The following is a 22,024-nucleotide window of genomic DNA, read 5'->3' on the forward strand; positions in this document are numbered from 1 at the left end:
CCGCTAGGGCTGTTGTGACGATGCTCTTGTTGTTGTCCTGGTGCAGATCGAGAACTGACGTGCCTGCACGGCGCTCCACGGCGCCTCCCTGACGGGCTCAAGGCCCATGCGCAACACGCCGCCCAGGGGACCGGGACAGTGCGTGCACATGGGCCCGGAACTCAGCGCTTGCCGGTGATCATCGGCAGGTTCAGGCCTTGTTCCCTGGCGCAGTCGATGGCGATCTGGTAACCGGCATCGGCGTGGCGCATGACGCCAGTGCCCGGGTCGTTGGTCAGCACGCGGGCGATGCGCGCGGCCGCTTCGTCGGTACCGTCGCAGACGATCACCATGCCCGAGTGCTGGGAGAAGCCCATGCCCACGCCGCCGCCATGGTGCAGCGAGACCCAGGTGGCGCCGCTGGCGGTGTTCAGCAGGGCGTTGAGCAGCGGCCAGTCGGACACGGCGTCGGAACCGTCGGCCATGGCCTCGGTCTCGCGGTTCGGGCTGGATACCGAGCCGGAGTCCAGGTGGTCGCGGCCGATGACGATGGGCGCCGACAGCTCACCCGAACGCACCATCTCGTTGAACGCCAGGCCGAGCTTGGCGCGCAGGCCCAGGCCGACCCAGCAGATACGCGCCGGCAGGCCCTGGAAGCTGATGCGCTCGCGGGCCATGTCCAGCCAGCGGTGCAGGTGAGCGTCGTCCGGGATCAGTTCCTTGACCTTGGCGTCGGTCTTGTAGATGTCCTGCGGGTCGCCGGACAGCGCGGCCCAGCGGAACGGGCCGATGCCGCGGCAGAACAGCGGACGGATGTAGGCCGGGACGAAGCCGGGGAAGTCGAAGGCGTTGGCCACGCCCTCTTCCTTGGCCATCTGGCGGATGTTGTTGCCGTAATCGAAGGTGGGGATGCCCTGCTTCTGGAAGTCCAGCATGGCCTGCACGTGCACCGCCATGGATTGCTTGGCGGCCTTGACCACGGCCGCCGGCTCGGTCTGCGCGCGGTCGCGGTACTGCTCCCAGGTCCAGCCGATCGGCAGGTAGCCGTTCAGCGGGTCGTGGGCGCTGGTCTGGTCGGTGACCATGTCCGGGCGCACGCCCCGGCGAACCAGCTCCGGCAGGATCTCGGCGGCGTTGCCGTGCAGGGCGATGGAGATGGCCTTGCCTTCGGCGGTGTACTGCTTGATGCGCGCCAGGGCGTCGTCCAGGTCCTTGGCCTGCTCGTCGACGTAGCGGGTCTTCAGGCGGAAGTCGATGCGGCTCTGCTGGCATTCGATGTTCAGCGAGCAGGCGCCGGCCAGGGTCGCGGCCAGGGGCTGGGCGCCGCCCATGCCGCCGAGGCCCGCGGTGAGCACCCAGCGGCCGCTGAGGTTACCGTCGTAATGCTGGCGGCCGGCCTCGACGAAGGTTTCATAGGTGCCCTGGACGATGCCCTGGCTGCCGATGTAGATCCAGCTGCCGGCGGTCATCTGGCCGTACATGGCCAGGCCCTTGGCGTCCAGTTCGTTGAAGTGTTCCCAGGTGGCCCAGTGCGGCACCAGGTTGGAATTGGCGATCAGCACGCGCGGGGCGTTGGCGTGGGTCTTGAACACCCCCACCGGCTTGCCGGACTGCACCAGCAGGGTCTCGTCCTCGTTCAGCTCTTTCAGGGTCTCGACGATCTTGTCGTAGCACTCCCAGTTGCGCGCGGCACGGCCGATGCCGCCGTAGACCACCAGCTCCTTCGGGTTTTCCGCAACCTCGGGGTCGAGGTTGTTCATCAGCATGCGCAGCGGCGCTTCGGTCAGCCAGCTCTTGGCGTTCAGCTTGTTGCCACGCGGTGCGCGGATCTCGGTGTCACGGAATTTGGTCATGCCTGGCTCCTCATAGGGTGGTAGCGGTGGGCAGTGTCACTGTCTGACTGCGCGGGAAAGGCAGCGCACATCTACACACATATAAACTTGTACATACAAGCATATGCAAGCAAGGGGCCAAATCTCTTCCCGCCTCCTCACGAGAAAACGCGAAGCCTTGCGGCTCAAGGGCTGCAGACGATCCAGATGTATAGACAAGTAAAGCAGACGGGAGCCGGAAAACTGTTACCGCACGACGAGAATGCCCATTTTCGGAGCAGTCATGCTTCGAAGTGGGGCCCTAGGTAACAGTTATTTCAGTGACGCATCGATGCGCTGGGCGACATCCACCGGCACCCAGCTCGACCAGATATCCCGGTGCTGGCGATAGAAGGCATCGGCCATGGGAGCGGCCTCGGCGTGCTCCTCGGCCATGCGCGCGAGGATGCCGTTGAACAGCGGCAGGGGAATCTCCAGCTTCTCGAAGGCCTGCACCAGCGGCGGAGCCTTCTCGCGCAGGTCACGGGAGATGCCGATGGCGATCTTCGCCGGCAGCGAGCGGGTACCGATGGGCTGGGGGTTGTTCGGATCGATCAGGGTTTCCCAGGCCTTCTGGTCGAAGGGGGGCTCCTCCAGCTGCACCAGTTGGTAGCGGCCCATCAGCGGCGTGGGGGACCAGTAGTAGAAGAGGATCGGCTGACGCTGGCGGATCGCCGAGCTGATCGCCGCATCCAGCGCCGGGCCGGTACCGGTGCGGAAGTTCACGTAGCTGTCTTCCAGGCCATAGGCCTTGAGCTTCTGGCTGTTGACCCCTTCGCAGGTCCAGCCCGTGGGGCAGTTGTAGAAGCGTCCCTTGTCGGGTGACTCCGGGTCCTTGAACAGCGCCTTGAAGCGCGGCAGGTCGCTGACCGAGCGCAGTCCCGCAGCAGGCGCGCCCTCGCCTTTCACCAGGTAATCCGGCACCCACCAGCCTTCGGTGGCGCCTTTCACCGGCTCGCCGACGGCGAACACCTCGCCGGCCGCTTCGGCCTTGCGCCACAACTCGCTGCGGCCGGCCCATTGCTCGGCGATCACCTGGATATCGTTCTGCCGCAGGGCGTTCTCCATGGTCAGGGTGTTACCCGGCAGCACGTCCGTCTTGCAGCCGTAGCCTTTCTCCAGCAGCAGGCGCAGCACTTCGGTGGTGAACATGCCGCTTTCCCAGTTCAGCCCGGCCAGCACCACGGGCTTGGGGTAGGGGCATTCGGCGGCTTGGGCTTCCAGCGAGGCGGGCAGGACCAGGGACAGGACGATGGCGACGAGGACGCTGTGGCGGGGCATGGACGGCTCCGGTAGGCGTGGCGGGCGACAGGGTTAGGTGTAGACCCTGTGGCGCGGTCGTGCCTACCGGATTTCAGCGGCGGATTGAAACCTGTAGGGGCGAATTCATTCGCCAAGCAGGCCGAAGGTCTGCCCTTCAGGGTCCGCAAGGGGGCAGCTGTGCCGCCCTTGGCGAATGAATTCGCCCCTACAAGGATTGGCCGCCCCCGCTTAGCGCGGCGTCAGCTCGATCAGGCAGCAGGCGGCGCCTTGGGCGCTCAGTTTCACTTCGGCCAGGGCGCCGGAGGTTTCCAGGTGCAGGCAGTCATGGCGGCCCAGCACCCCGGAAGCCTGTCCATCGAGGCTGAGGCTCACCCCGCCTTCGGCAGCGAACAGCAGCAGGGGGCTGGCGGCGGAGAAGAGCTTGAGCTCGCCCTCGACCCGCAACCATTGCAGGCGAGCGCTGTAGCGCTGCGGCGAGTAGATGAGGTTGAAGTCGCGAATGGCGCCGTCGATCAGCTCGCAGTGCACGGTACTGCCGCCATCGAAGGCGAAGGCGTCCAGGGCGGTCAGGTCGCGGGAGCGCTGGCCATCCACCTCGAGGCGCATGCCGGCGCCTTCCAGCACGGTGATCACCCGCTGGTAGCCGGTGAAGGCGGAAAAGCCGCCGGACTCGCCGACATCGGCGATGGACAGGCGCCAGCCGAAGCCATCCAGGCCGTCGCCAGCATCACGGGCGATTTCCTGGGTGGAACCGGCGCCGTTCTTCCACGGCATGCGGGGATAGTCGGCGGCACGCAACAGGCGGGATTGGGTCATGAACCGAAACGTCCTTCGAGGCGGTAGCGGGAACCGGGATAGAGGAGACGCGCGCTGGTCACGGTATTGCGCCCGGACCAGGTGCGTCGGCGGATCAGCAGGCAGGGCTCGCCGCGCTCGATCTGCAGCAGCCGGCACTCCTCGGCGTCGGCCAGGATGGCCTCGACCACATGCTCGCCCTCGGTCAGCGGCGCCACCTGGGACAGGTAGGCGTAGGGCGTCTGGCGGGTGAAGTCCTGCTTCAGGTAATCGGGAGCGACCGCCGGGTTCACGAAGCGGTCCTCGATCTGCACCGGCACATCGTTCTCGAAATGCACGATGCGCGAATGGAAGACCCGCTGCCCCTCGCGCAGGTCCAGCGCCAGGGCGCGCTCGGGGCCGGCCACCTCATCCACCAGGCTGACCACCACGCAGTGGTGGCGATGACCGCGCAGGGCAATCTCCTCGGCAATGTTGTGCACCTCGAACAGCGCCGACTGACCCTTGGGTTCGGCGACGAAGGTGCCCACACCCTGCATGCGCACCAGCAGCCCCTCGGCGGTCAGCTCGCGCAGCGCGCGGTTGATGGTCATGCGGCTGAAGCCCAGCTCATTGACCAGTTCGCTTTCCGACGGCACGCGGTAGTGCGGCGGCCAGGCGCCGCTCTGGATCTGCTGGCTGATCATCTGCTTGACGCGGGCATAGAGCGGCGCGGGGGTTTCCCCTATCTGGGCGGCCAGCGAGGATGGTGCGGTGGGCGAACTGGACACGGGTATCTCCTTGTCGGCGTGGGCTGGACAGGCGAAGCCCGGAACGGGGTGCCCGCTCCCGGCATGTACCGGATTCGACAATTCCAGACAAGTGCGCGACTGACGTGAGTTTACGTTACACGCAAACGTCTGTATATGTATATACAAATAAAACCACCCATCCCGGGGTCCCTCGCCATGTCCGCATTCTTCGCCGAACGCGCCCTGCTGCCGCAAGGCTGGGCGCGCAACGTCCGCTTCGAAGTATCAATCAACGGCCTGCTCGAAGAGGTCCGGGCCGATGCCGGCGCGGACGGCGCCGAACGTCTGAACGGCCCGGTGCTGGCGGGCATGCCCAACCTGCACTCCCACGCCTTCCAGCGCGCCATGGCTGGCCTGGCCGAGGTGGCGGGCAACCCCAACGACAGTTTCTGGACCTGGCGCGACCTGATGTACCGCCTGGTGGGCCGGCTCGATCCGGACCAGGCGGAAGTCATCGCCCGCCAGCTCTATATCGAGATGCTCAAGGCCGGCTACACCAGCGTCGCCGAGTTCCACTACGTGCACCATGACGTCGACGGCCGCCGCTACGCCGATCCCGCCGAGCTCTCCCTGCGGGCCAGCCGCGCCGCCCGCGACGCCGGCATCGGCCTGACGCTGCTGCCGGTGCTCTACAGCCACGCCGGTTTCGGTGGCCAGGCGCCCAATGACGGGCAGCGCCGTTTCATCCACAGCACCGACAGCTACCTGGCCCTGCAGGAACGCCTGCGCAGCGAGATCGCCCGCCAGCCCAACCAGCGCCTGGGCCTGTGCTTCCACTCCTTGCGCGCGGTCACCCCCGAGCAGCTGGCCACGGTGCTGGGTGCCGAGCAGGGCGCCCGCCCCATCCATATCCATATCGCCGAGCAGCAGAAGGAAGTGGACGACTGCCTGGCCTGGAGCGGCCGCCGCCCGCTGCAATGGCTCTACGAGAACGCCCCGGTGGATGAACGCTGGTGCCTGGTCCACGCCACCCATGCCGAAGCGGACGAAGTGGCGGGCATGGCCGAGAGCCGCGCCGTGGCCGGGCTCTGCCTGACCACCGAGGCCAACCTGGGTGACGGCATCTTCCCGGCGGTGGACTTCCTCGCCAAGGGTGGCCGCCTGGGCATCGGCTCCGACAGCCATGTCTCGGTGAGCGTGGTGGAAGAACTGCGCTGGCTGGAATACGGCCAGCGCCTGCGCGACCAGCGCCGCAACCGCCTCTACCGCGCCGACCAGCCGCAGGTCGGCCGTACCCTGTTCGACGCCGCCCTGGCCGGCGGCGCCCAGGCCCTGGGCCAGCCGATCGGCGCCCTGGAAGCCGGCAAGCGTGCCGACTGGATCGTGCTGGACGGCAATGACCCCTATCTCGCCACCGCCGAAGGTGACGCCCTGCTCAACCGCTGGCTGTTCGCCGGCGGCGACCGCCAGGTGCGCGATGTGATGGTGGCCGGGCAATGGGTGGTGCGGGATGGGCAGCATGGAGCCGAAGAGAAGACTGCGAAGGCTTTCGCCGATGTGTTGAGGGCGGTGCTCGGCTGACTCCGCCAACCCTCTCCCCCAACCCCTCTCCCTGAAGGGAGAGGGGAGCTTATCCGTGCCCTGGTCTGGTCTGAAGTTCGACACAACTCCGAATTACCGGCTGAAAACGCCACTTCAGGCGCGAGTCACCCCTCTCCTCTTCAGGGAGAGGGGCCGGGGGAGAGGGCGCTATCCGGCCTGCGCCAGATCAGCAAGTCAGTGTCATACCCCCGCCCTTCGGCCGCTTCCATCAGCTGCTCGCGGGTCTTCTGCGAGAGCCTCACTTGAGTCCCTTGCCGGAGAACATCAGCACCTTGTCGCCGGCGTACTGCACGCTGACGAAGGTCTTCTCGTCGCCCCAGGTACAGCTGGTGAAGCCCACGGCGCCGGAGCATTCGGTGGGGCTGCCCAGCAGCATCTCCACCTCGGCCTTGGTCATGCCGGACTTGAGCTTGGAATAGTTCTCCTGATTGAGCTTGTTGCAGGCGACCAGCACCAGGCAGCAGGACAAGAGGGCGAGGGTACGCAGGGACATGGAGCACTCCTTGGCGGATGGGACGCGACCAGCTTGGCACAGCGGTCGCAGGAATGCCCCATTTGAACTTAGAAGCGTGATCCGGGTTCCAGCAGGAAAGCGGATTCTTCAGCGCTGGAGACGCGGCCGAGAATCGCGTTGCGATGGGGGAAGCGGCCGAAGCGGGCGATCACCCGCCGATGGCGCTCGGAGAAGTCGAGGAAACCGGCGAACAGGTCGCGCTCGGCGCTTTCGGCAGCGTCCAGCAACAGCTGGTAGCGGTACAAGGCGCGCTCCTGGCTGGCCAGGTCTTCGGCATGTTCCAGCACCAGGTAGACGAACACCTGGCGGATGGGAGCGAGATCCCGCTCCAGGCCGCGGGCCAGGCCTTCGGCCGCCCGTTCCTGGGCAAGGACGTCGCCGGCATAGGCACGCGGGCTGTCGCGGAAGATCATGCGCGGCAACTGGTCCAGCAGCAGGAGCAGTGCCAGCCAGCCGTCCGGCTGTCCGGCCCAGTCGGCGAGCCCGCCGGCCAGGGCCTGGTCCACCAGCTCGCCGAAGCGCTCGCGGGCTTCGGCGTCCTGGCTGTCCTTCTTGCCGAACCACAGCCTCTGGCGCGCTGCGGCGACCTGCGTGGCGGAGGCCTCGGGGCCGAACCACCAGTCGAGCAGCGGCTGCCAGGGCTGCACGGGTTACTCCAGGTGGTAACCGGTGACGCGGGCGACTTCTTCCTTGGAACCGAGGAAGACCGGCACGCGCTGGTGCAGGGAAGTCGGCTGGATGTCGAGGATGCGCTGACGGCCATCGGTGGAGGCGCCGCCGGCCTGCTCGATGATGAAGGACATCGGGTTGGCCTCGTACATCAGGCGCAGCTTGCCGGGTTTCTCCGGCTCACGGGCGTCCCAGGGGTACATGAAGATGCCGCCACGGGTGAGGATGCGGTGCACGTCGGCCACCATGGAGGCGATCCAGCGCATGTTGTAGTTCTTGCCCAGGGCGCCTTCCTTGCCGGCCAGCATCTCGCTGACGTAGCGCTTCACCGGGGCTTCCCAGTGGCGCTGGTTGGACATGTTGATGGCGAACTCGGCGGTGGTTTCCGGCACGCGGATGTTGTCGTGGGTGAGCACGAAGCTGCCCAGCTCGCGGTCCAGGGTGAAGCCCTTCACGCCATCGCCCAGGGTCAGCAACAGCATGGTCTGCGGGCCGTAGATGGCGTAGCCGGCGGCCACCTGCTTGGCGCCCGGCTGCAGGAAGGCCTGCTCGTTGAGGGCGTCGTTCTGGGAGAGGAACTGCTCGGGGCAACGCAGCACCGAGAAGATGGTGCCCACGGATACGTTGACGTCGATGTTGGAGGAGCCGTCCAGCGGGTCGAATACCAGCAGGTAGGCACCCTTGGGGTATTTGCCGGGGATCTGGTAGGCGTTGTCCATCTCCTCCGACGCCATGCCGGCCAGGTGGCCGCCCCACTCGTTGGCTTCCAGCAGGATTTCGTTGGACATCACGTCCAGCTTCTTCTGCACCTCGCCCTGCACGTTCTCGGTGCCCATGCTGCCGAGCACGCCGCCCAGGGCGCCCTTGGACACCGCATGGCTGATCTCCTTGCACGCACGTGCGACAACCTCGATGAGGAAGCGCAGATCGGCAGGAGTGTTGTGGCTTCTGGTCTGCTCGATCAGGTAGCGACTCAGGGTAACGCGGGACATGGAATGGCTCCGGAGGGTGGAAAAATGCGCGCAGTTTAGCGCGAGTCGGTTCGCAATGCCTCACAGCGGGATGGAAGGCTGCGAGGAAATTCGCCGCGATTTCCCACGCGGCTGTCGAAAACATCTGACGTCGGCGGCGACCAGGGGTTCAGCCATCGGTCGCCGCCGAAGCCGGCATCCGTCGCACCTGGTTGCGGCCACCGCGTTTGGCCTCGTAGAGCGCGGCATCGGCCGCCTGCATCAGCTCCTCCAGCGTCTGCCCCCGGGCCGGCCATACCGCCAGGCCAGCCGAGAGGGTGACCGACAGGCTCCCCTCGCGGGTTGGCAGCGGCCGCGCGGCCAGGTCGCAACAGAGTTCCTGCAGGCGGGCATAGGCCTCGTCGCCCGACGCCCCCGGCAACAGCAGCAGGAACTCCTCGCCGCCGATGCGGAACACCGCATCGCTGCCGCGCAGGTTGCCGGTGAGGTGGAGGGCGACGGCACGCAGCACATCGTCACCGACCAGATGGCCATGGCGGTCGTTGAGCTGCTTGAAGTGGTCCAGGTCGATCAGCGCCAGGGCGATGGGCGTGCGCTCACGCTGGCAGCGGGCGACCTCGCGGGCGAACAGCTCGCCCAGGTGGCGGCGGTTGTACAGGCCGGTCAAGGGGTCGCGCAGGGCCTGCTCCTGCAATTGCTCGTGCAGGCGGGTGATGGTGCGCAGGCGCTCCTCGCTGGTGGCCAGAGCTTCGGCCAGCTTGAGTTCGCTGCAATGGCGCTCGGTGATGTCACGCAGATAGAACATCTGCCCGAGGATAACGGTGCCACCGCGGATGACCCGCTCGATCTCGCGGGAGCGCACCTCGAAGTAACGCGATGAGCTGGCCGGCATCAGCAACATTTCGTGCTCGCCCGTATCCAGCATCGCCTCCAGTTCGACCCCGCACACCGGCCAGCTGGCCAGCGCCATGCCCTGCCAATCGCCGGGCTGCCCGGCCAGCGCGAGTGCGGCGGGGTTGGCGTCTATCACCCGGCGCCGCGGGTCGACCACCAGCACCGGGTCGGGCAGCTCTTCGAGCAACAGGTGGCGCGCCACCGGCAGCAGGTCGAACAGGCGAACCCCGAGGATCAGGCAGGCGAAGGCCACCAGGGTGAAGGCGAAGCTGAAGGGCGTGGGGTCGAAGCCGAACAGCGTCCAGCCATAGACCACATAGCTGAGGTTGGCGCCCCAGGGCACGCAGGTGACCAGTACGAAAGCCAGGTAGTGGCGGCGATGCACGCCTTGGCTGGCCAGGGCCGCGCGGGTCACCACGGCCAGGCAGAAGATCATGAAGACGTAGACGTAGATGGCCACGGCGTCGAACAGCGGGCCGTGGTCATAGCGGATCGCCGCGCCGAGGCTGTCGTCCACCGGCAGGGTGCCGGGGCCGTAGAACAGCTGGTGCCAGGGGTTGCTCAGGGCCATGCCGGAGGCCACCAGCGGCCCGATGCCCAGCAACAGGAACCCGCGCAGACTCAGGGGCTCGCGGATGCTGTTGACGTATTGCCAGAGGAACACCGCCCAGAAGGTGGGCACGCCGATGATCCCCGGCCAGGCCATGCTGGCCCAGAACACCTTGCACTGCGGCCCCAGGGCGGCCAGCTCCAGCCCGGCGGCGGCCAGCCACCAGAAGATTCCGAAATGCAGGACGATGAAACTCTCGCGCCCGGGGAAATGCCGCTGGCGACCGACCCAGCGCGCCATCAGGATCACCCCCAGGCCAACCAGCATGGTCAGGGCCACCGGAGCGTTCAGGCTCCAGCCGCTGGCCAGGCAGGCGTTCATCGCGGCACTCCGGCGGGCGCGGCCATGGGGCTGGGCGGAGCGGCGTGGAACTGCTGAAGGTTGGGCACTGGCCGTCGAGACCTGGAAATGGGGCTGCCCCGGGCAGCCCGACGAAAGACAGGACAAAGATACATCAAAAAGCCATCACTTCCTTGACGCGGCGCTACCTTGCGTCAGGAGCGCGCTGCCGGTCGGCGCAACAGACTGAAGGCCATGATGCCGAGCACGCCGACGCCCAGCAGCAGCACTGCCCAGAGGCCGATGCGCTTCCAGACCACCTGCCCGGCGCTCAGCCGCTCCGCCGGGTGGACACCGGCCTGCGGCGGTACCGCCAGCGCCTGGGCACGCCCCATCTTCTCCAGGCTGGCACTGTCGAAGCCGGGCACCAATGTGGCCAGGGGCAGCTCCCCACGACGGGCCTCGGGGTTGCCCAGGGCCAGGGTGAAGGGCGGGTTGCCGCGGGCGAGGAACACCACCTGGGTCGCGTGCATCCCCACCTCCAGGCGCGGAACCTGCTGGCCGAAGCCCCCCGCGCGCGGGTCCACCGTCAGGCGCAGTTGCTTGACCGCCATCCAGCCCGGCAGCTCCAGCTCTTCCTGCGCCACTTCCCTGCCGTCCCGAGGCAGGCGGTAGAGCAGGCCCGATACCAGCGGTTGCCATTGCGGTGCGCCGTCGCGGCGGGCCTCCACCTGCACCGGCAGGAGGCTGCCGGACCTTTCGACGGCGATGCGCAACCGCTCGATGGGCAGCCCCAGGGGCAGCTCCCACAGGTACTGCCCATCCTTGGCGCTGACCGGCTCCTGCGGCGCCGACCAGGCCATGGCCGCGGGCAGGCTTTCACGGCTGGCGCTCACCACCTTCACCGCAGTCAGTTCGGGAGCCTGCCGCGGGTTCTGCCAGAGCAGGCGCAGGTAACGCGCCTTGCGCCCGGGAAGGGTCACTTCGTGCTGGTCGATGCGTTGCCCGGCGAAGGACAGGCGCGCCACCTGCCCATCGCCCCAGGACTCCCAGTGCTGCAGGTCGTCGCTGGCGTCGATGCGGAACTGCTGGAAGCCTTCGCCGGCGCCGCTCCAGTCCAGGTCGAGTTTTTCCAGCGGCGCCTGCACGGCGCTGGCGTCCAGCAGCCAGCCGCGCAACTGCTCGCCGGCAGCGGTCGGGCTTTCCGGTACCACCTGCACCACGGTGCCCGTGGTGCTGCGCTCCACCCTCACACTGGGCACGCCAGCGGCGTTTTCCGCCGTGCCACGCAGGGGGAACCAGCGCAACAGGTGCTCGTGGCGTGCCCGGCGCTCGCTGGCGCTGCTGCGGGTCAGGGCATAGGCCAGTGCCTCGCCTTCGGCGTTGAACACCCGCAGGTCGCGCAGGTCGGCATGGCGCGCGGCAAAGTGCAGGTCCATGGGCAGCTCCAGGCGATACCAGGGCCCCTCGCCTTCCAGGCGCAGTTCGACGCGGGTGGCGAAATCCTCCGGCTGGTCGGCGGCCAGCAGGGGTTGGCAGAGCAGCCCCAGGCCGGCCAGCAGGGCCAGTCCGGGGCGACGCAGGCAGGACAATCCGATCATGCGTTGACCCGCTCCTCTTCAGGTTCCGCGCGCTTGGGCGGCAGCGGCGCGAAGTAGCCGACGACCAGCAGCAGCACGCCGACGCCGATGAAAGACACGATGCGTTCCAGGCCGCCGCGATTGCCCAGTTCGACGAAGAACAGCTTGGCCACCACCAGCGCGATCAGTGCCGCACCCACCAGCCAGAGTTCGCGCCGGGCGCGCAGGTGGCCGCCGACCATCAGGCCGAGGGCAATGCTGGTCCAGACGATGGACAGACCCGCCTGCACCAGCATGGACTCCAGTTGCGCCGAAAGCGTATAGGGCACCCCACCCCAGTGATGGGCGCAACGGAACACCGCCGCGGTGGCCAGGGCGAACAGCGATACGCCCGCCACGGCCTGGAGCAGCCAGGCCGGCAGCACGACCTGGCCGAACTGCGGCAGGCAATCCCGCAGCCAGAGCCAGACGCCGAGCAAGGCGAACAGCAGACCCAGTTCCAGGGGGTTGAGCAGCGGCAGATAAGGCAGCGGTTCGGCGGCGCCGTCGCTCCAGGCGTTGGCGATCCAGAACCAGGCGAGCATCAGCAGGGCCAGCGGCAGGGAGGCCCAGAAGCGGTACTCCCGCGGGTAGGCCGCCACCGGCCAGGGCAGGCCCGGCCGCAGCGTCACCAGCAGCAGCCAGGCGCTCGGCAGCAGCGCCCAACCCAGCCAGCGCCAGGCGTTGTACTGCTCGGACAGCAGCATCAGCAGGTAGCGCAGCTCCAGCGCCAGCACCCCGAGCAGCAACCAGCAGCCCAGCACATGGGCGGCGCTGCGCGCCCCCGCCGGCAGCAGGCCATCGAGCCTGCGCAGGGCCAGCAGGTGCACGGCGAACAGCGCGCCCCATCCACCCCAGCCGAGATCCGCCGCCGGGTGATAGCGCGATTGCCAGGCAACGGCCAGCGCCAGCACGCCGGCCGGCGCCAGCGACAGGCAAAGCAGCGCCAGGGCGCGCCACTGCTCGCGCCCGGCCAGCCAGGTGCAGAAGGCGACACTGGCAGCGGCCAGCAACAGGGCCAGGGGCACCTCTTGCCCCGGCGCCGCGAAGCGACCGATTTCCCCCAGCCAGGCCAGGGCCCACCAGCCCGCGCTCCAGGCCAGCAGCAGCTGCGCCAGATGCGCGAGGCTGAGGCCCCCCATTGCCGTTTCCCCGCGCGCCACCCGTTGCAGGCGCCAGGCCCCGACGAAGGCTGCCAGGGCCAGCACCGCCGGTGTCCAGAAACCGGCATGGGCCAGCGGGCGCAGGCCTTCGCCACTCGACTCGCCCAGCAGCAGCGGGCTCACCGCGAGGAAACTCATGCCCGCCAGCAATTGCAGGAACAGGCCGAAGTAGAAGCCGGCGCGCTGCTGCAGCTGCAGGCTGAGCCAGAGGATCAACAGTCCGCTACCGGCCCAGACGGCGCCAGCGGTACGCCAGGGCAGTACGAAGAGTACCGCCAGGTTGACGAAGGCCAGTCCCGCCAGCAGCACCACGGACAGCCCGCGCAACAGGCGTGCGTCGCTACGCGCCAGCGGGTGGCGGGCAGCCAGCAGCATCCCGGCGATCAACGCCAGGCCGATCAGCGAGGCCACCAGCAGGCCACGCCAGCCCGGTACCGCGCCGCTGCCCAGGCCGGAGCCGTCCAGGTCCAGCAGGAAGACCGCACCGCCCAGCAACTGCACGGCAAAGGCGCTGAACAGGAAGGTGCGGGACTCGAGACGCAGTCCGACGAACAGGGTCGCGAGGCCGGCCAGGGCCCAGGCGATGGCCGTGCCTTCGGCGTCGAACAGCAACGGCGCCATCAGGTAGAGGAAGGCCAGGCCGCCAACCGCCAGCAGCGGCCGGCCGCGCTGTTCCAGCACGCTGGCGGCATCGACGGGGGGCCGGCGCAGCTGCCAGAAGCTGAACAGCAGCGCCATGCCAAGCATCAGCGCCCCCAGGGACGAGCCGTCCAGCAAGGTATCGCTTCCGGTGCGCAACCCGCCGAGGAAGGCCAGTGCCGCGCCGAACTGCAGCAGCAGGGCGAAGGCCCGGGCCAACGGACGCCCCTGGCGCAGGCCGAGCCAGTAGATGCCCGCGCCCTCCACCGCCCAGGCGGCGGAGGTCCAGCGCGCATCCAGCCCCAGCGGGATGGCCAGGCTGCCGAAGACCACCCCCAGGGCCAGGCAGGTTTCCACCAGCAGCAGCGCCCGGCCGGCGGTACGTCCGGCCAGGGTGCGGGCCAGCAGGAGATAGAAGAGTCCCAGGGCGAGGGCACTGAAAGCGGCACCGAATTCGATATGGCGGATCAGCGCCACCTGCAGGCCGAAACCGATGATGGGCGGGCCGAACAGCACGGTGCCGTCGACGATGTCGGCCTGGCGCGCCGACCAGCGCAACAGCTCGTCACGCCCTTGCGGCGCCTCCCCCGCCTCGGCCAGCTTGCTGCGTGCGAAGAGCAGGCCGATGCCGACATACATCAGGAAGAACAGCACCAGGAAGGGCTCGGTGCTGGCGAACAGTTCCGGCCGGTAGGAACGCAGGCCCCAGGCGAAACCTATGCCGAAGGTGCCGACGAAGCCGATCAGGTTGAGCAGGCGCCAGGCCTTGAACCAGGCGATGGCGAAGATGCCGGCATTGAGCAGGGCGAAGTAGCTGAACAGCGCCACATGGTCGCCGCTGCCGCTGGAGGTCAGGATGGGCGCGGCGAAACCGCCCAGGGCCGCGGCGGCGGCCAGGCCCAGGGCGTCCTGGGCCACCGCCAGGATGGCGGAAAACAGGGTCACCGCAACCAGCAGGGCGAAAGCCATCTTCGGGTCCAGCAGCGGGTGCAGGCGCATGGCAGCGAACACCGTCAGGTAGAGCACGGCGATGCCGGCGCCCTGGAGCATCAGCCCATAGCCGGGATTGCGCCGGCGCAGCCACCAGCCGAGGCCGAGCAAGGCGATAGCGGCGAGGGCCACCCCGGCGTAGCGCAACTCCACCGGCACCACCATGCCTTCGGTGGCATAGCGCAGGAGGAAGGCCAGGCCGAGGAACAGCAGCACCACGCCGACACGCAGTACGGTATTGCCACCAAACAGCCAGTTGCGGGCGGCGGCGAAACCACGTTCGAGCAGGGAGGGCTCGCGGGGCCCGGGCGGCTTCGGGGGGGCCTGGCGGGGTGCATCGCGCCGGGCTTCCCGGCCCCAGGCAGCGGCGCTGGCGGCAGCGGCCGGCGCGGGCTCCGCCTCGGCCGCGGGGGCGGGTTCCTCCAGCACCTCGGCCGGCAGCTCCCAGAGCAGCTCGGCCTCGCCCTCCGGCACGGCTTCGGCTGCAGGCACCGGCGCCACCGGCTCGGCAGCGGGCGGGGGCGCCTCGGCAGCCGGCTGTGCCCCGCCCTGCTCCAGCTTGAGCAGGCGCTCGTGGATGGCCTGGGTGCCCTTGTCGAAACGGGCGGCGAAAGCGTCGAGCGCCTTGCGCAACTCGGCGTTGTCCCGTGCCAGCGCCTGGAGGCGAATGGCCTGGCCAAGCCCCAGGCCCATCAGGCCGCCGAGCAGGGCCCCGACGACGCTTTCATCGATGGCGGCCCCGAAGGCCAGGCCAACCAGCATGAAGATCCATTGCATGCAGTGTCATCCCGGAAGATTGAGCGCCGGCCAGAATTTACAGGAATGCAGTACCGGCCCAATTAGAGACGAGTGCCGGCTGGTCCACAGACACAGAAACTTCCTACAGCTCAGCACGAGATCCAGGAAAATGTGGGACGTCGATGGGAAATTTCGCGTTCCCCGACGGGAAACTGTTCACTTTTTCACCGACATCGCTATGATGCCCGCCCCCATTCCCTGCCCTGCTCGCCGACCATGAAGACCATGATGATCGTCGGTGCCGACCTCGACCGGACGGACACCTGGATCAAATACGAAAAGACCATGTGCCACGCCTGCGTCTCCAGCTGCTGCACCATGCCGGTCGAAGTGCGTCTGAGCGACCTGATCCGCCTGGAGCTGGTGGCCGAGTTCGAGCGCGGCGAGCCGCCGAAGAACATCGCCAAGCGGCTGATGAAGGATGGCGTGGTGGAACGCTTCAACCAGAAGTCGGGGATCTTCACCCTGACCCGCATGGGCAACAACGACTGCTACTTCCTCGACCGCAAGAGCCGTCTGTGCACCGTCTACGACAAGCGCCCGGAAACCTGCCGCAACCACCCGCGGATCGGCCCGCGCCCGGGCTACTGCGCGTTCAAGCCGATCAGCCGCTGAGCTGTCGGCCCCCTACAGACTCCCCCTAGGTTGCGCCGAGCGCAGCAGGCCCAACAATATCGCTCGGCTTCGCCGCGTTGGGCTTCGTACCTCAGCCCAACCTACCGCGCTGAGCCATGTAGGGTGGATAGCGCTTTTCTATCCACCAGCGAGGCCGGGCAAGGTACCGATGGGTATCGCCCCGCTCCACCCATCCTACGTACTGGAGCAAAGCAGTACCCATCAGCCAGGAATCGATGGGTATCGCCATCCAGGCTCAACCCCTGACGGCGGAAATCACCTTCTTCACCAGGCTCACCCCCGCCAGCACCAACGCGCCGGAAAAGATGCCCGCCAGCCCGTCCACCAGAATCTGCACCAGCCAGGAGAATCCGCCGGAAGCGGCCAGCACCGGCTCCAGCAGATGGTGGGCCGCCGGGATGCCGTGGAGGATGATGCTGCCGCCCACCAGAAACATGGCAGCGGTGCCCAGCACCGACAGGCCCTTCATCATCCAGGGCGCGGCGGCGAGGATGCCACGGCCGATGGCCCGTGCCGCCGCGTTGGCCTGGCGGACGAGGTAGAAGCCCAGATCGTCCAGCTTGACGATGCCGGCCACCAGGCCGTAAACGCCCACCGTCATGATCAGCGCGATGCCGGCCAGAACCGTCACCTGTTTGCCGAAGGCGGCGTCGGCAACGGTGCCCAGGGTGATCACGATGATCTCGGCGGAAAGGATGAAATCGGTGCGGATGGCGCCCTTGATCTTGTCCTTCTCCATGGCCACCAGGTCCACCGCCGGATTGGCCACGGCTTCGGCCAGCGCCGCATGGTGCTGCTCATCTTCCTCATGGCTGTGCAGCCACTTGTGCGCCAGCTTCTCGAAACCTTCGAAGCAGAGGAAGGCGCCGCCCAGCATCAGCAGCGGGATCACCGCCCAGGGCGCGAAGGCGCTGATCAGCAGGGCCGCAGGCACCAGGATGGCCTTGTTCACCAGGGAGCCCTTGGCCACCGCCCAGACCACCGGCAGCTCGCGCTCGGCGCGCACGCCGCTGACCTGCTGGGCGTTCAGCGCCAGGTCGTCACCCAGCACGCCCGCGGTCTTCTTCGCGGCGACTTTGGTCATTACCGAGACGTCATCGAGCAGGGTGGCGATGTCGTCGATCAGGGTCAGCAGGCTGGCTCCGGCCATGGTGGGTCCTTGCAGAGGGGAACGGGGGCGTTCAAGCAGGCGAACTACAGACAAAAACGCCCCGCCGGTCAACTCAAAAACACCACCGCCCCCCCCCTGCCCCAACTCAGGCCGTGGCGCCCAGGGCATCCATGGCCTGGGCGTAGCTGCGGCCCCAATGCCGCCGATCGGGCTCCTGGGGGCGCCAGGCACGGCAATAGAGGTTCCAGGCGTCCCCCACTTCCCCCACAGGTGGTAGTCGCTCGCCTTCGATATGCAGGCGCAACCGGACGAAGACGGCCGACAGCAGGTCGTCATGTTCCAGGGCGGCGAACACCCGCTCCTCGATGGGCGGCACCTGCTGCCTATCGCAGACCTCCACCGCCATGGCGGCGGTCGCCGGGTGACGTAGCACGGCACCCAGGCTGTCGTCATCCGGGTCGACGCGCCAGTAGCCGCGCTCGGGTCCGCTAACGGGCCGCCGATCATGAAAACCGCTTTCCTGCAGGCCGATGGCCAGCAGCATCACCTCGGCCCTGGCGCCTCCCAGGGCCGGAGGCAGCATTGCCAGTGCCGGCTCGAGGACGGTCCGGCGAATCTCTACCAGTTTCATGCAGTCCTCCTGCGTTCCGCCAGGCCGCCGTCATAGGAGGCCTGGAGCGATCAAAAGGAGGACCACAGCATGAGCGCGCCGGGGGCTTCAACCGGGAGCTGCGCGCTAAGGACTATTCGTACAGCATCCCAATCCAACGACTGACGCCAGGTATGACAGAAGGGATTGGCGAAGGGAGCCCGCGCCCTGGGCATGCCCAGGCGCGGGCGGGCGTGGATCAGCCTTGCGGACGCTTGCCGGCCTCGGACTCGCCGCTGACCACTTTCATGTCACCGCCCTTGGCCTTGGGCTTGATCAGGCTGAAGTCGATCAACGCCTTGGGCTGATAGGGGTCGCCGATCAGCAGCGGGCGAGGCTGGAAGGCGGCATTGACCAGGCTGCGGCTCGGCTCGAACTCATCGAAACCGATCCCGGCCAGGTCCGCCCAGGTGTGGATGAAGCTCGAGCTGCTGTAGGGCCGGCCGAGGTTGGCGGCGAGTTCCAGCGGGTGCTCGGCGCGCCATTGGGGCGAGCGCCAGATCATGAACGGGATGGTGTACATGGGGGCGGTGGGTGCCGCCTCGTTGCGCCCAAGCACCTCTGGGTGCTCGGGGTCGAACACCGCTTCGCCGTGGTCGGACAGGTAGAGCAGGAAGCCGTTGGCGCGGCTGCCGGAGAAACGCTCGATCAGGCTGGACACCACATGGTCGTTGAACAGCACGGCATTATCGTAGCTGTTGTAGGTGGGCAACTGGTCGTCGGTGACATTGGCCGGCACGCCCTGACGGTCGGTGAAGCGCTCGTACTCCGGCGGGTAGCGGTACTGGTAACTCATGTGAGTACCCAGCAGGTGCACCACGATGAACTTGCGCGGCGCCGGGTCGGCCAGCACCTTTTCAAACGGGGGCAGCACGTCATCGTCGTACTGGCGCGCGTTCTGGTTGCGGTTGTTGTTCAGGTAGAACTGCTCGTCCGCCTGCTTGGAGAAGGTGGTGAGCATGGTGTTGCGCTTGGTGAGGGTCTGCTGGTTGGTGATCCAGTAGGTCTTGTAGCCGGCCTGCTTCATCATGTTCAGCAGCGACGGCCGGGTCAGGTAGAGGTCGGGATTCTTCTCGTCGGCGAAGGTCAGCACCTGCTGCAGCGCCTCGATGGTGTAAGGGCGCGGCGTGATGACGTTGTCGAACACATCCAGCTGGTCGCGGATACGGTCCAGGTTGGGGGTGGTCGGGCGCGGGTAGCCGTAGAGACTCATGCGCTGGCGGTTGGTCGATTCGCCGATCACCAGCACCAGTGTCGCCGGCAGGCCGGCGTTGGCATCCTTGAGGTTGGCCAGCGGCGCGATGCGCGCATTGCCCTGCAGCAGGTCATCCATTTCCGCCAGCTGCTGGCGGTACTGCCGGTAGCCCACCAGCAGTTGCCAGGGCACGGCGGGCTCCATGCGCTTCTCGAAACTGTCGCGGGCGGCCTCGAAGGTCTCGTTGCCCAGGCCCTGCTTCACCGCCGGGTATCCCACCAGCGCCGCCAGCAGCGCCAGGCTCGCCACCAGCGCCTTGCGCCGCGGCAGATGGACCGGCCGTAGGCGCATCCAGAGCAGCACCGCGCCCAGGGCGTAGCCGAGGAAGGCCGGCACCATCCACCAGGCGAAGTACTGGGCGAGGTATTCCGAACCTTCGGCCACGTTCGACTCGAACATGATGAAGATGACGCTCTGGGAAAACTCCTGGCCGTAGACCAGGAAGTACCCGAAGGCCGGCAACGAGGCCAGCCAGAGCAACAGGCCCAGGCCGGCGGCGATGGCGCGAGTCCGCCCCGGGAACAGCAGCACCGGGATCAGCCACATCCCGCTGAGCAGGAAAGCCTGGCGAAAACCGCTGAAACCACTGGTGCCGGTAACCTGGATCAGCAGTTGGGTCACACCCGAGAAATACCAGAAGAACAGGAAGAGCCGGCCCAGCCCGGCCCAGTCGAACGGCCGATCCTCGGCCTTGCGTACATCGGAATTCATAGACCTCCGCCCCGCTCGGAACTTGAACGGTCGAGTTGCTCGAAAAGTAGGGAGTATGACTGCGGAAATCTGAAAAGTTCGTCAAACCCTGGCTGAACGGGCAGGATAAACCGCCCTTTCCGGTGCGCGCGGGATGGGCAGGGAGAAACGGCCGGCGGAACACGCCGCCGGCCGGGTCGATCAGAAGTCCAGGCTCAACGCCAGGCTGACGCCCTGCTGGGTGTCGTCCTCGCCCTTGCGCCAGCTGTAGCCGCCGCGTAGCGAAAGATCCGCCGCCAGCTGCTGGCTGAAGCCGAGGCTGACCCGGTCCAGGCGGTCCTGCGGGGTGAACCCCTCGAGGGTGAAGCGGTTGCCGGGCAGGCTGTTGAGGGCGATGGTCAGGTCCTGGGTGTCGTCCTCGTATTCACGCTCGTGGGCGTACTCGGCGAATACCTGGGTATCGGCGCCGAACGTGTACTTGCCCTGGAGGCCGGCGCCCAGTCGCCTGGAGTCGCGCTTCTGCTCGTCGTAATCGAGCGCGGTGGAGCTGGCGCCATCCTCGGCATAGCCGTCGACCTCCACCCGCGCGTAATCGGCGCTGATGAAGGGCGACAGGTGCCAGGGGCTGTCGGCCCGCTGGGCGATGTCGTAGCCCAGGCGCGTGCTGAACGCCCAGAGATGGCCATCGGTGTCGCCCTTCTCGCTGCGCGAACCGCCGCCCAGGGCGAACTTGCGCTTGAGGTCGTCATAGTCGAGGTAGCCGCCGGTCAGCGCCGCATCGGCCCACCAGCGGTTCTGCTGGTACTGGACGAAGGCGCTGGCCAGGTAGCTGTTCAACTGGTACTCGGAATCCTCGGCGCCGGCCTCCAGCTCCTGCCGGAAGAAGCCCGCCGCGACGCCGGCACGCCAGGCATCATCGATCCGGTAGCTGCCGCCGAGGGTGAGGTTGTAGCCATTGCCGTCACCGCTGGCTGCGCTGTCCTGGGAATCGAAGTCCAGGTGCTGGCCACCGCCGGCGACGAAGGCGCGCCACTGGCCGACGCCCTGCCAGTTCTCCCAGTCCGCCTGCCACTGGTTGCGCAGCTCGTCCTGGTAGGCACGCAGGGTGCCATGGGCCATTTCCGGCAGCAGGGTCACTTCCCAGGGCGCCGCCAGCAGGGAATAGGCGTAATCGGCGATCAGCCGCTGGCCGGCGATGGTCGGGTGCACGCTGTCGTTGAACAGCAGCCGGGGCGGGGCCGGCGTGGTGCCGTTGAGCCCGAAGGTGGGGTTCATGATGCAGCCATTGCCGCTGAAGCAGGTACCGACCAGGTTCTGGTCGCTGGCCAGGCCATAGGTGCTGGGGTTGGCCAGGGTTTCCCCGACCAGCAGGGGAATGTTCAGCGGGATGATATTCGCGGGCACCTGGCTCAGCTGCGCGGTCAGCGTGGAGTTGAAGGCGGCACTGAGCTGGCTGGCGAAGGCTTGCTGCGGAGTGCCGAAGGTGGCCGGGGTCAGGCCCAGGTCGGGCAATAGCCAGACCATGATGTAGCGGGCGCCGGCCTGCTGCAGGGCCTCCACGCTGTCGACCAGGCGCCCCGCCGCCTGCTGTGCCTGGAGCCCGTTGAGGATGCGCCCCTGGAGGAAATCGTTGCCACCGCCGGTGAGGTAGTAGAGCGCATTCGGGTCGGCGCCCAGGCCCTGGCTGGCGCGATCCACCAGGTAGCCGTCACGGCTGCGCAGGGTGACGCCGCCGTTGGCGACCACCGAGCCACCCGGCGCGGTGATCGAGTCTAAGATCTGGTCGGTGCGGTAACCGCCGACCGCCCAGTTGTTGCCGTCGGCAATACCGAGTTGAGCGTTGACCGGCGAAGTGGACGCCGCCAGCTCCCCGGCGGCGATGCCGAGCTGTCCCCCCAGCAGCATCGGCGTGACCGGGCCGAAGATTTCGCCACTGCCGTTCTGGAAGGTCGGCCCGACCCGGTTGGTGAAGCGCGTGGTGCTGCCGGCCGGGCCGGCCGGATCCGGGAACTGCCCGGCATCGCTGAGACTGTCGCCGAACACCACCATGGTGGAATAGGGGGCGGGGGCCGCGTTAAGTGCAGTGGACAGCGTGGTCAGCAGGCAGGCTGCCACGAGTGGCTTGAGCGCCATTCCGGTCATTGTGCTTACTCCGTGCTTGTTCTTGTTTTCCGGGCCTGCGCGACAACTCCAAAGGCCGCCCTCAGGCGGACAGCATAGACGGGAAGGGATATATGGTTTGGGTGGGTAGCCGTCACTGCCAGTGAGCCGTTCTTTTCAGGCAAGACTTGCTCGG

General features: G+C 67.5%; 16 protein-coding genes. 2 read left to right on the top strand and 14 right to left on the bottom strand.

Annotated elements, in window-relative coordinates; genetic code table 11:
* Window positions 1–161 precede the first annotated feature (161 nt).
* From hutU to hutC, 4 genes are all read right to left on the bottom strand, one after another.
* The gene (gene hutU / locus ACFPU0_RS01075; protein WP_377690946.1) at window positions 162–1,832 is read right to left on the bottom strand and encodes a urocanate hydratase; all 1,671 of its coding nucleotides are present in this window, start codon (window positions 1,830–1,832) and stop codon (window positions 162–164) included.
* A 291-nt stretch (window positions 1,833–2,123) separates the two neighbouring features.
* Window positions 2,124–3,131, bottom strand: a complete 1,008-nt coding sequence (locus tag ACFPU0_RS01080; RefSeq protein WP_377690947.1) for an ABC transporter substrate-binding protein — start codon at window positions 3,129–3,131, stop codon at window positions 2,124–2,126.
* 210 nt (window positions 3,132–3,341) lie between these two features.
* Window positions 3,342–3,929, bottom strand: coding sequence for a HutD family protein (locus tag ACFPU0_RS01085; protein ID WP_377690948.1), 588 nt, complete (start codon window positions 3,927–3,929; stop codon window positions 3,342–3,344).
* The gene (gene hutC / locus ACFPU0_RS01090) at window positions 3,926–4,678 is read right to left on the bottom strand and encodes a histidine utilization repressor (RefSeq protein WP_377690949.1); all 753 of its coding nucleotides are present in this window, start codon (window positions 4,676–4,678) and stop codon (window positions 3,926–3,928) included. The genes ACFPU0_RS01085 and hutC overlap by 4 nt, the downstream gene beginning before the upstream one ends.
* Window positions 4,679–4,855: 177 nt before the next feature.
* Between hutC and ACFPU0_RS01095 the strand changes: the two genes are divergently transcribed.
* Window positions 4,856–6,220 carry a formimidoylglutamate deiminase gene (locus ACFPU0_RS01095; RefSeq protein WP_377690950.1) on the top strand — a complete coding sequence of 455 codons (1,365 nt, stop codon included), beginning with the start codon at window positions 4,856–4,858 and terminating at the stop codon, window positions 6,218–6,220.
* Window positions 6,221–6,479: 259 nt separating this feature from the next.
* On the opposite strand, the gene bamE is transcribed toward ACFPU0_RS01095, so the two are convergent.
* The 6 genes from bamE to ACFPU0_RS01125 form a co-directional block, all read right to left on the bottom strand.
* Entirely contained in the window at window positions 6,480–6,734 is a 255-nt protein-coding gene (gene bamE, locus ACFPU0_RS01100) for an outer membrane protein assembly factor BamE domain-containing protein (RefSeq protein ID WP_377690951.1), read from the bottom strand.
* 68 nt (window positions 6,735–6,802) lie between these two features.
* On the bottom strand, window positions 6,803–7,402 hold the full coding sequence (locus ACFPU0_RS01105) for a DUF924 family protein (protein WP_377690952.1): 600 nt from the start codon (window positions 7,400–7,402) through the stop codon (window positions 6,803–6,805).
* A gap of 3 nt (window positions 7,403–7,405) precedes the next feature.
* Complete coding sequence (locus ACFPU0_RS01110; protein ID WP_377690953.1) at window positions 7,406–8,416, bottom strand: class 1 fructose-bisphosphatase; 1,011 nt, start codon at window positions 8,414–8,416, stop codon at window positions 7,406–7,408.
* 148 nt (window positions 8,417–8,564) lie between these two features.
* On the bottom strand, window positions 8,565–10,220 hold the full coding sequence (locus ACFPU0_RS01115) for a histidine kinase N-terminal 7TM domain-containing protein (protein WP_377690954.1): 1,656 nt from the start codon (window positions 10,218–10,220) through the stop codon (window positions 8,565–8,567).
* A gap of 173 nt (window positions 10,221–10,393) precedes the next feature.
* Complete coding sequence (locus tag ACFPU0_RS01120) at window positions 10,394–11,779, bottom strand: DUF3999 domain-containing protein (RefSeq protein WP_377690955.1); 1,386 nt, start codon at window positions 11,777–11,779, stop codon at window positions 10,394–10,396.
* Complete coding sequence (locus ACFPU0_RS01125; protein WP_377690956.1) at window positions 11,776–15,366, bottom strand: DUF2339 domain-containing protein; 3,591 nt, start codon at window positions 15,364–15,366, stop codon at window positions 11,776–11,778. The genes ACFPU0_RS01120 and ACFPU0_RS01125 overlap by 4 nt, the downstream gene beginning before the upstream one ends.
* A gap of 237 nt (window positions 15,367–15,603) precedes the next feature.
* On the opposite strand from ACFPU0_RS01125, the gene ACFPU0_RS01130 reads away from it, so the two are divergent.
* Window positions 15,604–16,002, top strand: a complete 399-nt coding sequence (locus ACFPU0_RS01130) for a YkgJ family cysteine cluster protein (RefSeq protein WP_377690957.1) — start codon at window positions 15,604–15,606, stop codon at window positions 16,000–16,002.
* 256 nt (window positions 16,003–16,258) lie between these two features.
* Here the strand turns inward: ACFPU0_RS01130 and ACFPU0_RS01135 are convergent, their stop codons facing one another.
* The 4 genes from ACFPU0_RS01135 to estP form a co-directional block, all read right to left on the bottom strand.
* Window positions 16,259–17,173: a DUF808 domain-containing protein gene (locus tag ACFPU0_RS01135; RefSeq protein WP_377690958.1), complete on the bottom strand. Its 915-nt coding sequence runs from the start codon at window positions 17,171–17,173 to the stop codon at window positions 16,259–16,261.
* A 106-nt stretch (window positions 17,174–17,279) separates the two neighbouring features.
* The gene (locus ACFPU0_RS01140) at window positions 17,280–17,765 is read right to left on the bottom strand and encodes a hypothetical protein (protein ID WP_377690959.1); all 486 of its coding nucleotides are present in this window, start codon (window positions 17,763–17,765) and stop codon (window positions 17,280–17,282) included.
* A gap of 217 nt (window positions 17,766–17,982) precedes the next feature.
* Window positions 17,983–19,749: a phosphoethanolamine transferase CptA gene (cptA, locus tag ACFPU0_RS01145; protein ID WP_377690960.1), complete on the bottom strand. Its 1,767-nt coding sequence runs from the start codon at window positions 19,747–19,749 to the stop codon at window positions 17,983–17,985.
* 180 nt (window positions 19,750–19,929) lie between these two features.
* Window positions 19,930–21,870, bottom strand: a complete 1,941-nt coding sequence (gene estP, locus ACFPU0_RS01150; protein WP_377690961.1) for an esterase EstP — start codon at window positions 21,868–21,870, stop codon at window positions 19,930–19,932.
* Window positions 21,871–22,024 lie beyond the last annotated feature (154 nt).

It is taken from the genome of Pseudomonas sp. GCM10022186 (genome assembly GCF_042656385.1).
In the GTDB taxonomy this organism is placed as follows: domain Bacteria; phylum Pseudomonadota; class Gammaproteobacteria; order Pseudomonadales; family Pseudomonadaceae; genus Metapseudomonas.

Coding starts and splice junctions, on each gene's coding strand:
- hutU (WP_377690946.1), bottom strand. CDS start 1,832: ATGACCAAATTCCGTGACACCGAGATCCGCGCACCGCGTGGCAACAAG.
- ACFPU0_RS01080 (WP_377690947.1), bottom strand. CDS start 3,131: ATGCCCCGCCACAGCGTCCTCGTCGCCATCGTCCTGTCCCTGGTCCTG.
- ACFPU0_RS01085 (WP_377690948.1), bottom strand. CDS start 3,929: ATGACCCAATCCCGCCTGTTGCGTGCCGCCGACTATCCCCGCATGCCG.
- ACFPU0_RS01095 (WP_377690950.1), top strand. CDS start 4,856: ATGTCCGCATTCTTCGCCGAACGCGCCCTGCTGCCGCAAGGCTGGGCG.
- bamE (WP_377690951.1), bottom strand. CDS start 6,734: ATGTCCCTGCGTACCCTCGCCCTCTTGTCCTGCTGCCTGGTGCTGGTC.
- ACFPU0_RS01110 (WP_377690953.1), bottom strand. CDS start 8,416: ATGTCCCGCGTTACCCTGAGTCGCTACCTGATCGAGCAGACCAGAAGC.
- ACFPU0_RS01115 (WP_377690954.1), bottom strand. CDS start 10,220: ATGAACGCCTGCCTGGCCAGCGGCTGGAGCCTGAACGCTCCGGTGGCC.
- ACFPU0_RS01120 (WP_377690955.1), bottom strand. CDS start 11,779: ATGATCGGATTGTCCTGCCTGCGTCGCCCCGGACTGGCCCTGCTGGCC.
- ACFPU0_RS01125 (WP_377690956.1), bottom strand. CDS start 15,366: ATGCAATGGATCTTCATGCTGGTTGGCCTGGCCTTCGGGGCCGCCATC.
- ACFPU0_RS01130 (WP_377690957.1), top strand. CDS start 15,604: ATGAAGACCATGATGATCGTCGGTGCCGACCTCGACCGGACGGACACC.
- ACFPU0_RS01135 (WP_377690958.1), bottom strand. CDS start 17,173: ATGGCCGGAGCCAGCCTGCTGACCCTGATCGACGACATCGCCACCCTG.
- ACFPU0_RS01140 (WP_377690959.1), bottom strand. CDS start 17,765: ATGAAACTGGTAGAGATTCGCCGGACCGTCCTCGAGCCGGCACTGGCA.
- cptA (WP_377690960.1), bottom strand. CDS start 19,749: ATGAATTCCGATGTACGCAAGGCCGAGGATCGGCCGTTCGACTGGGCC.
- estP (WP_377690961.1), bottom strand. CDS start 21,870: ATGACCGGAATGGCGCTCAAGCCACTCGTGGCAGCCTGCCTGCTGACC.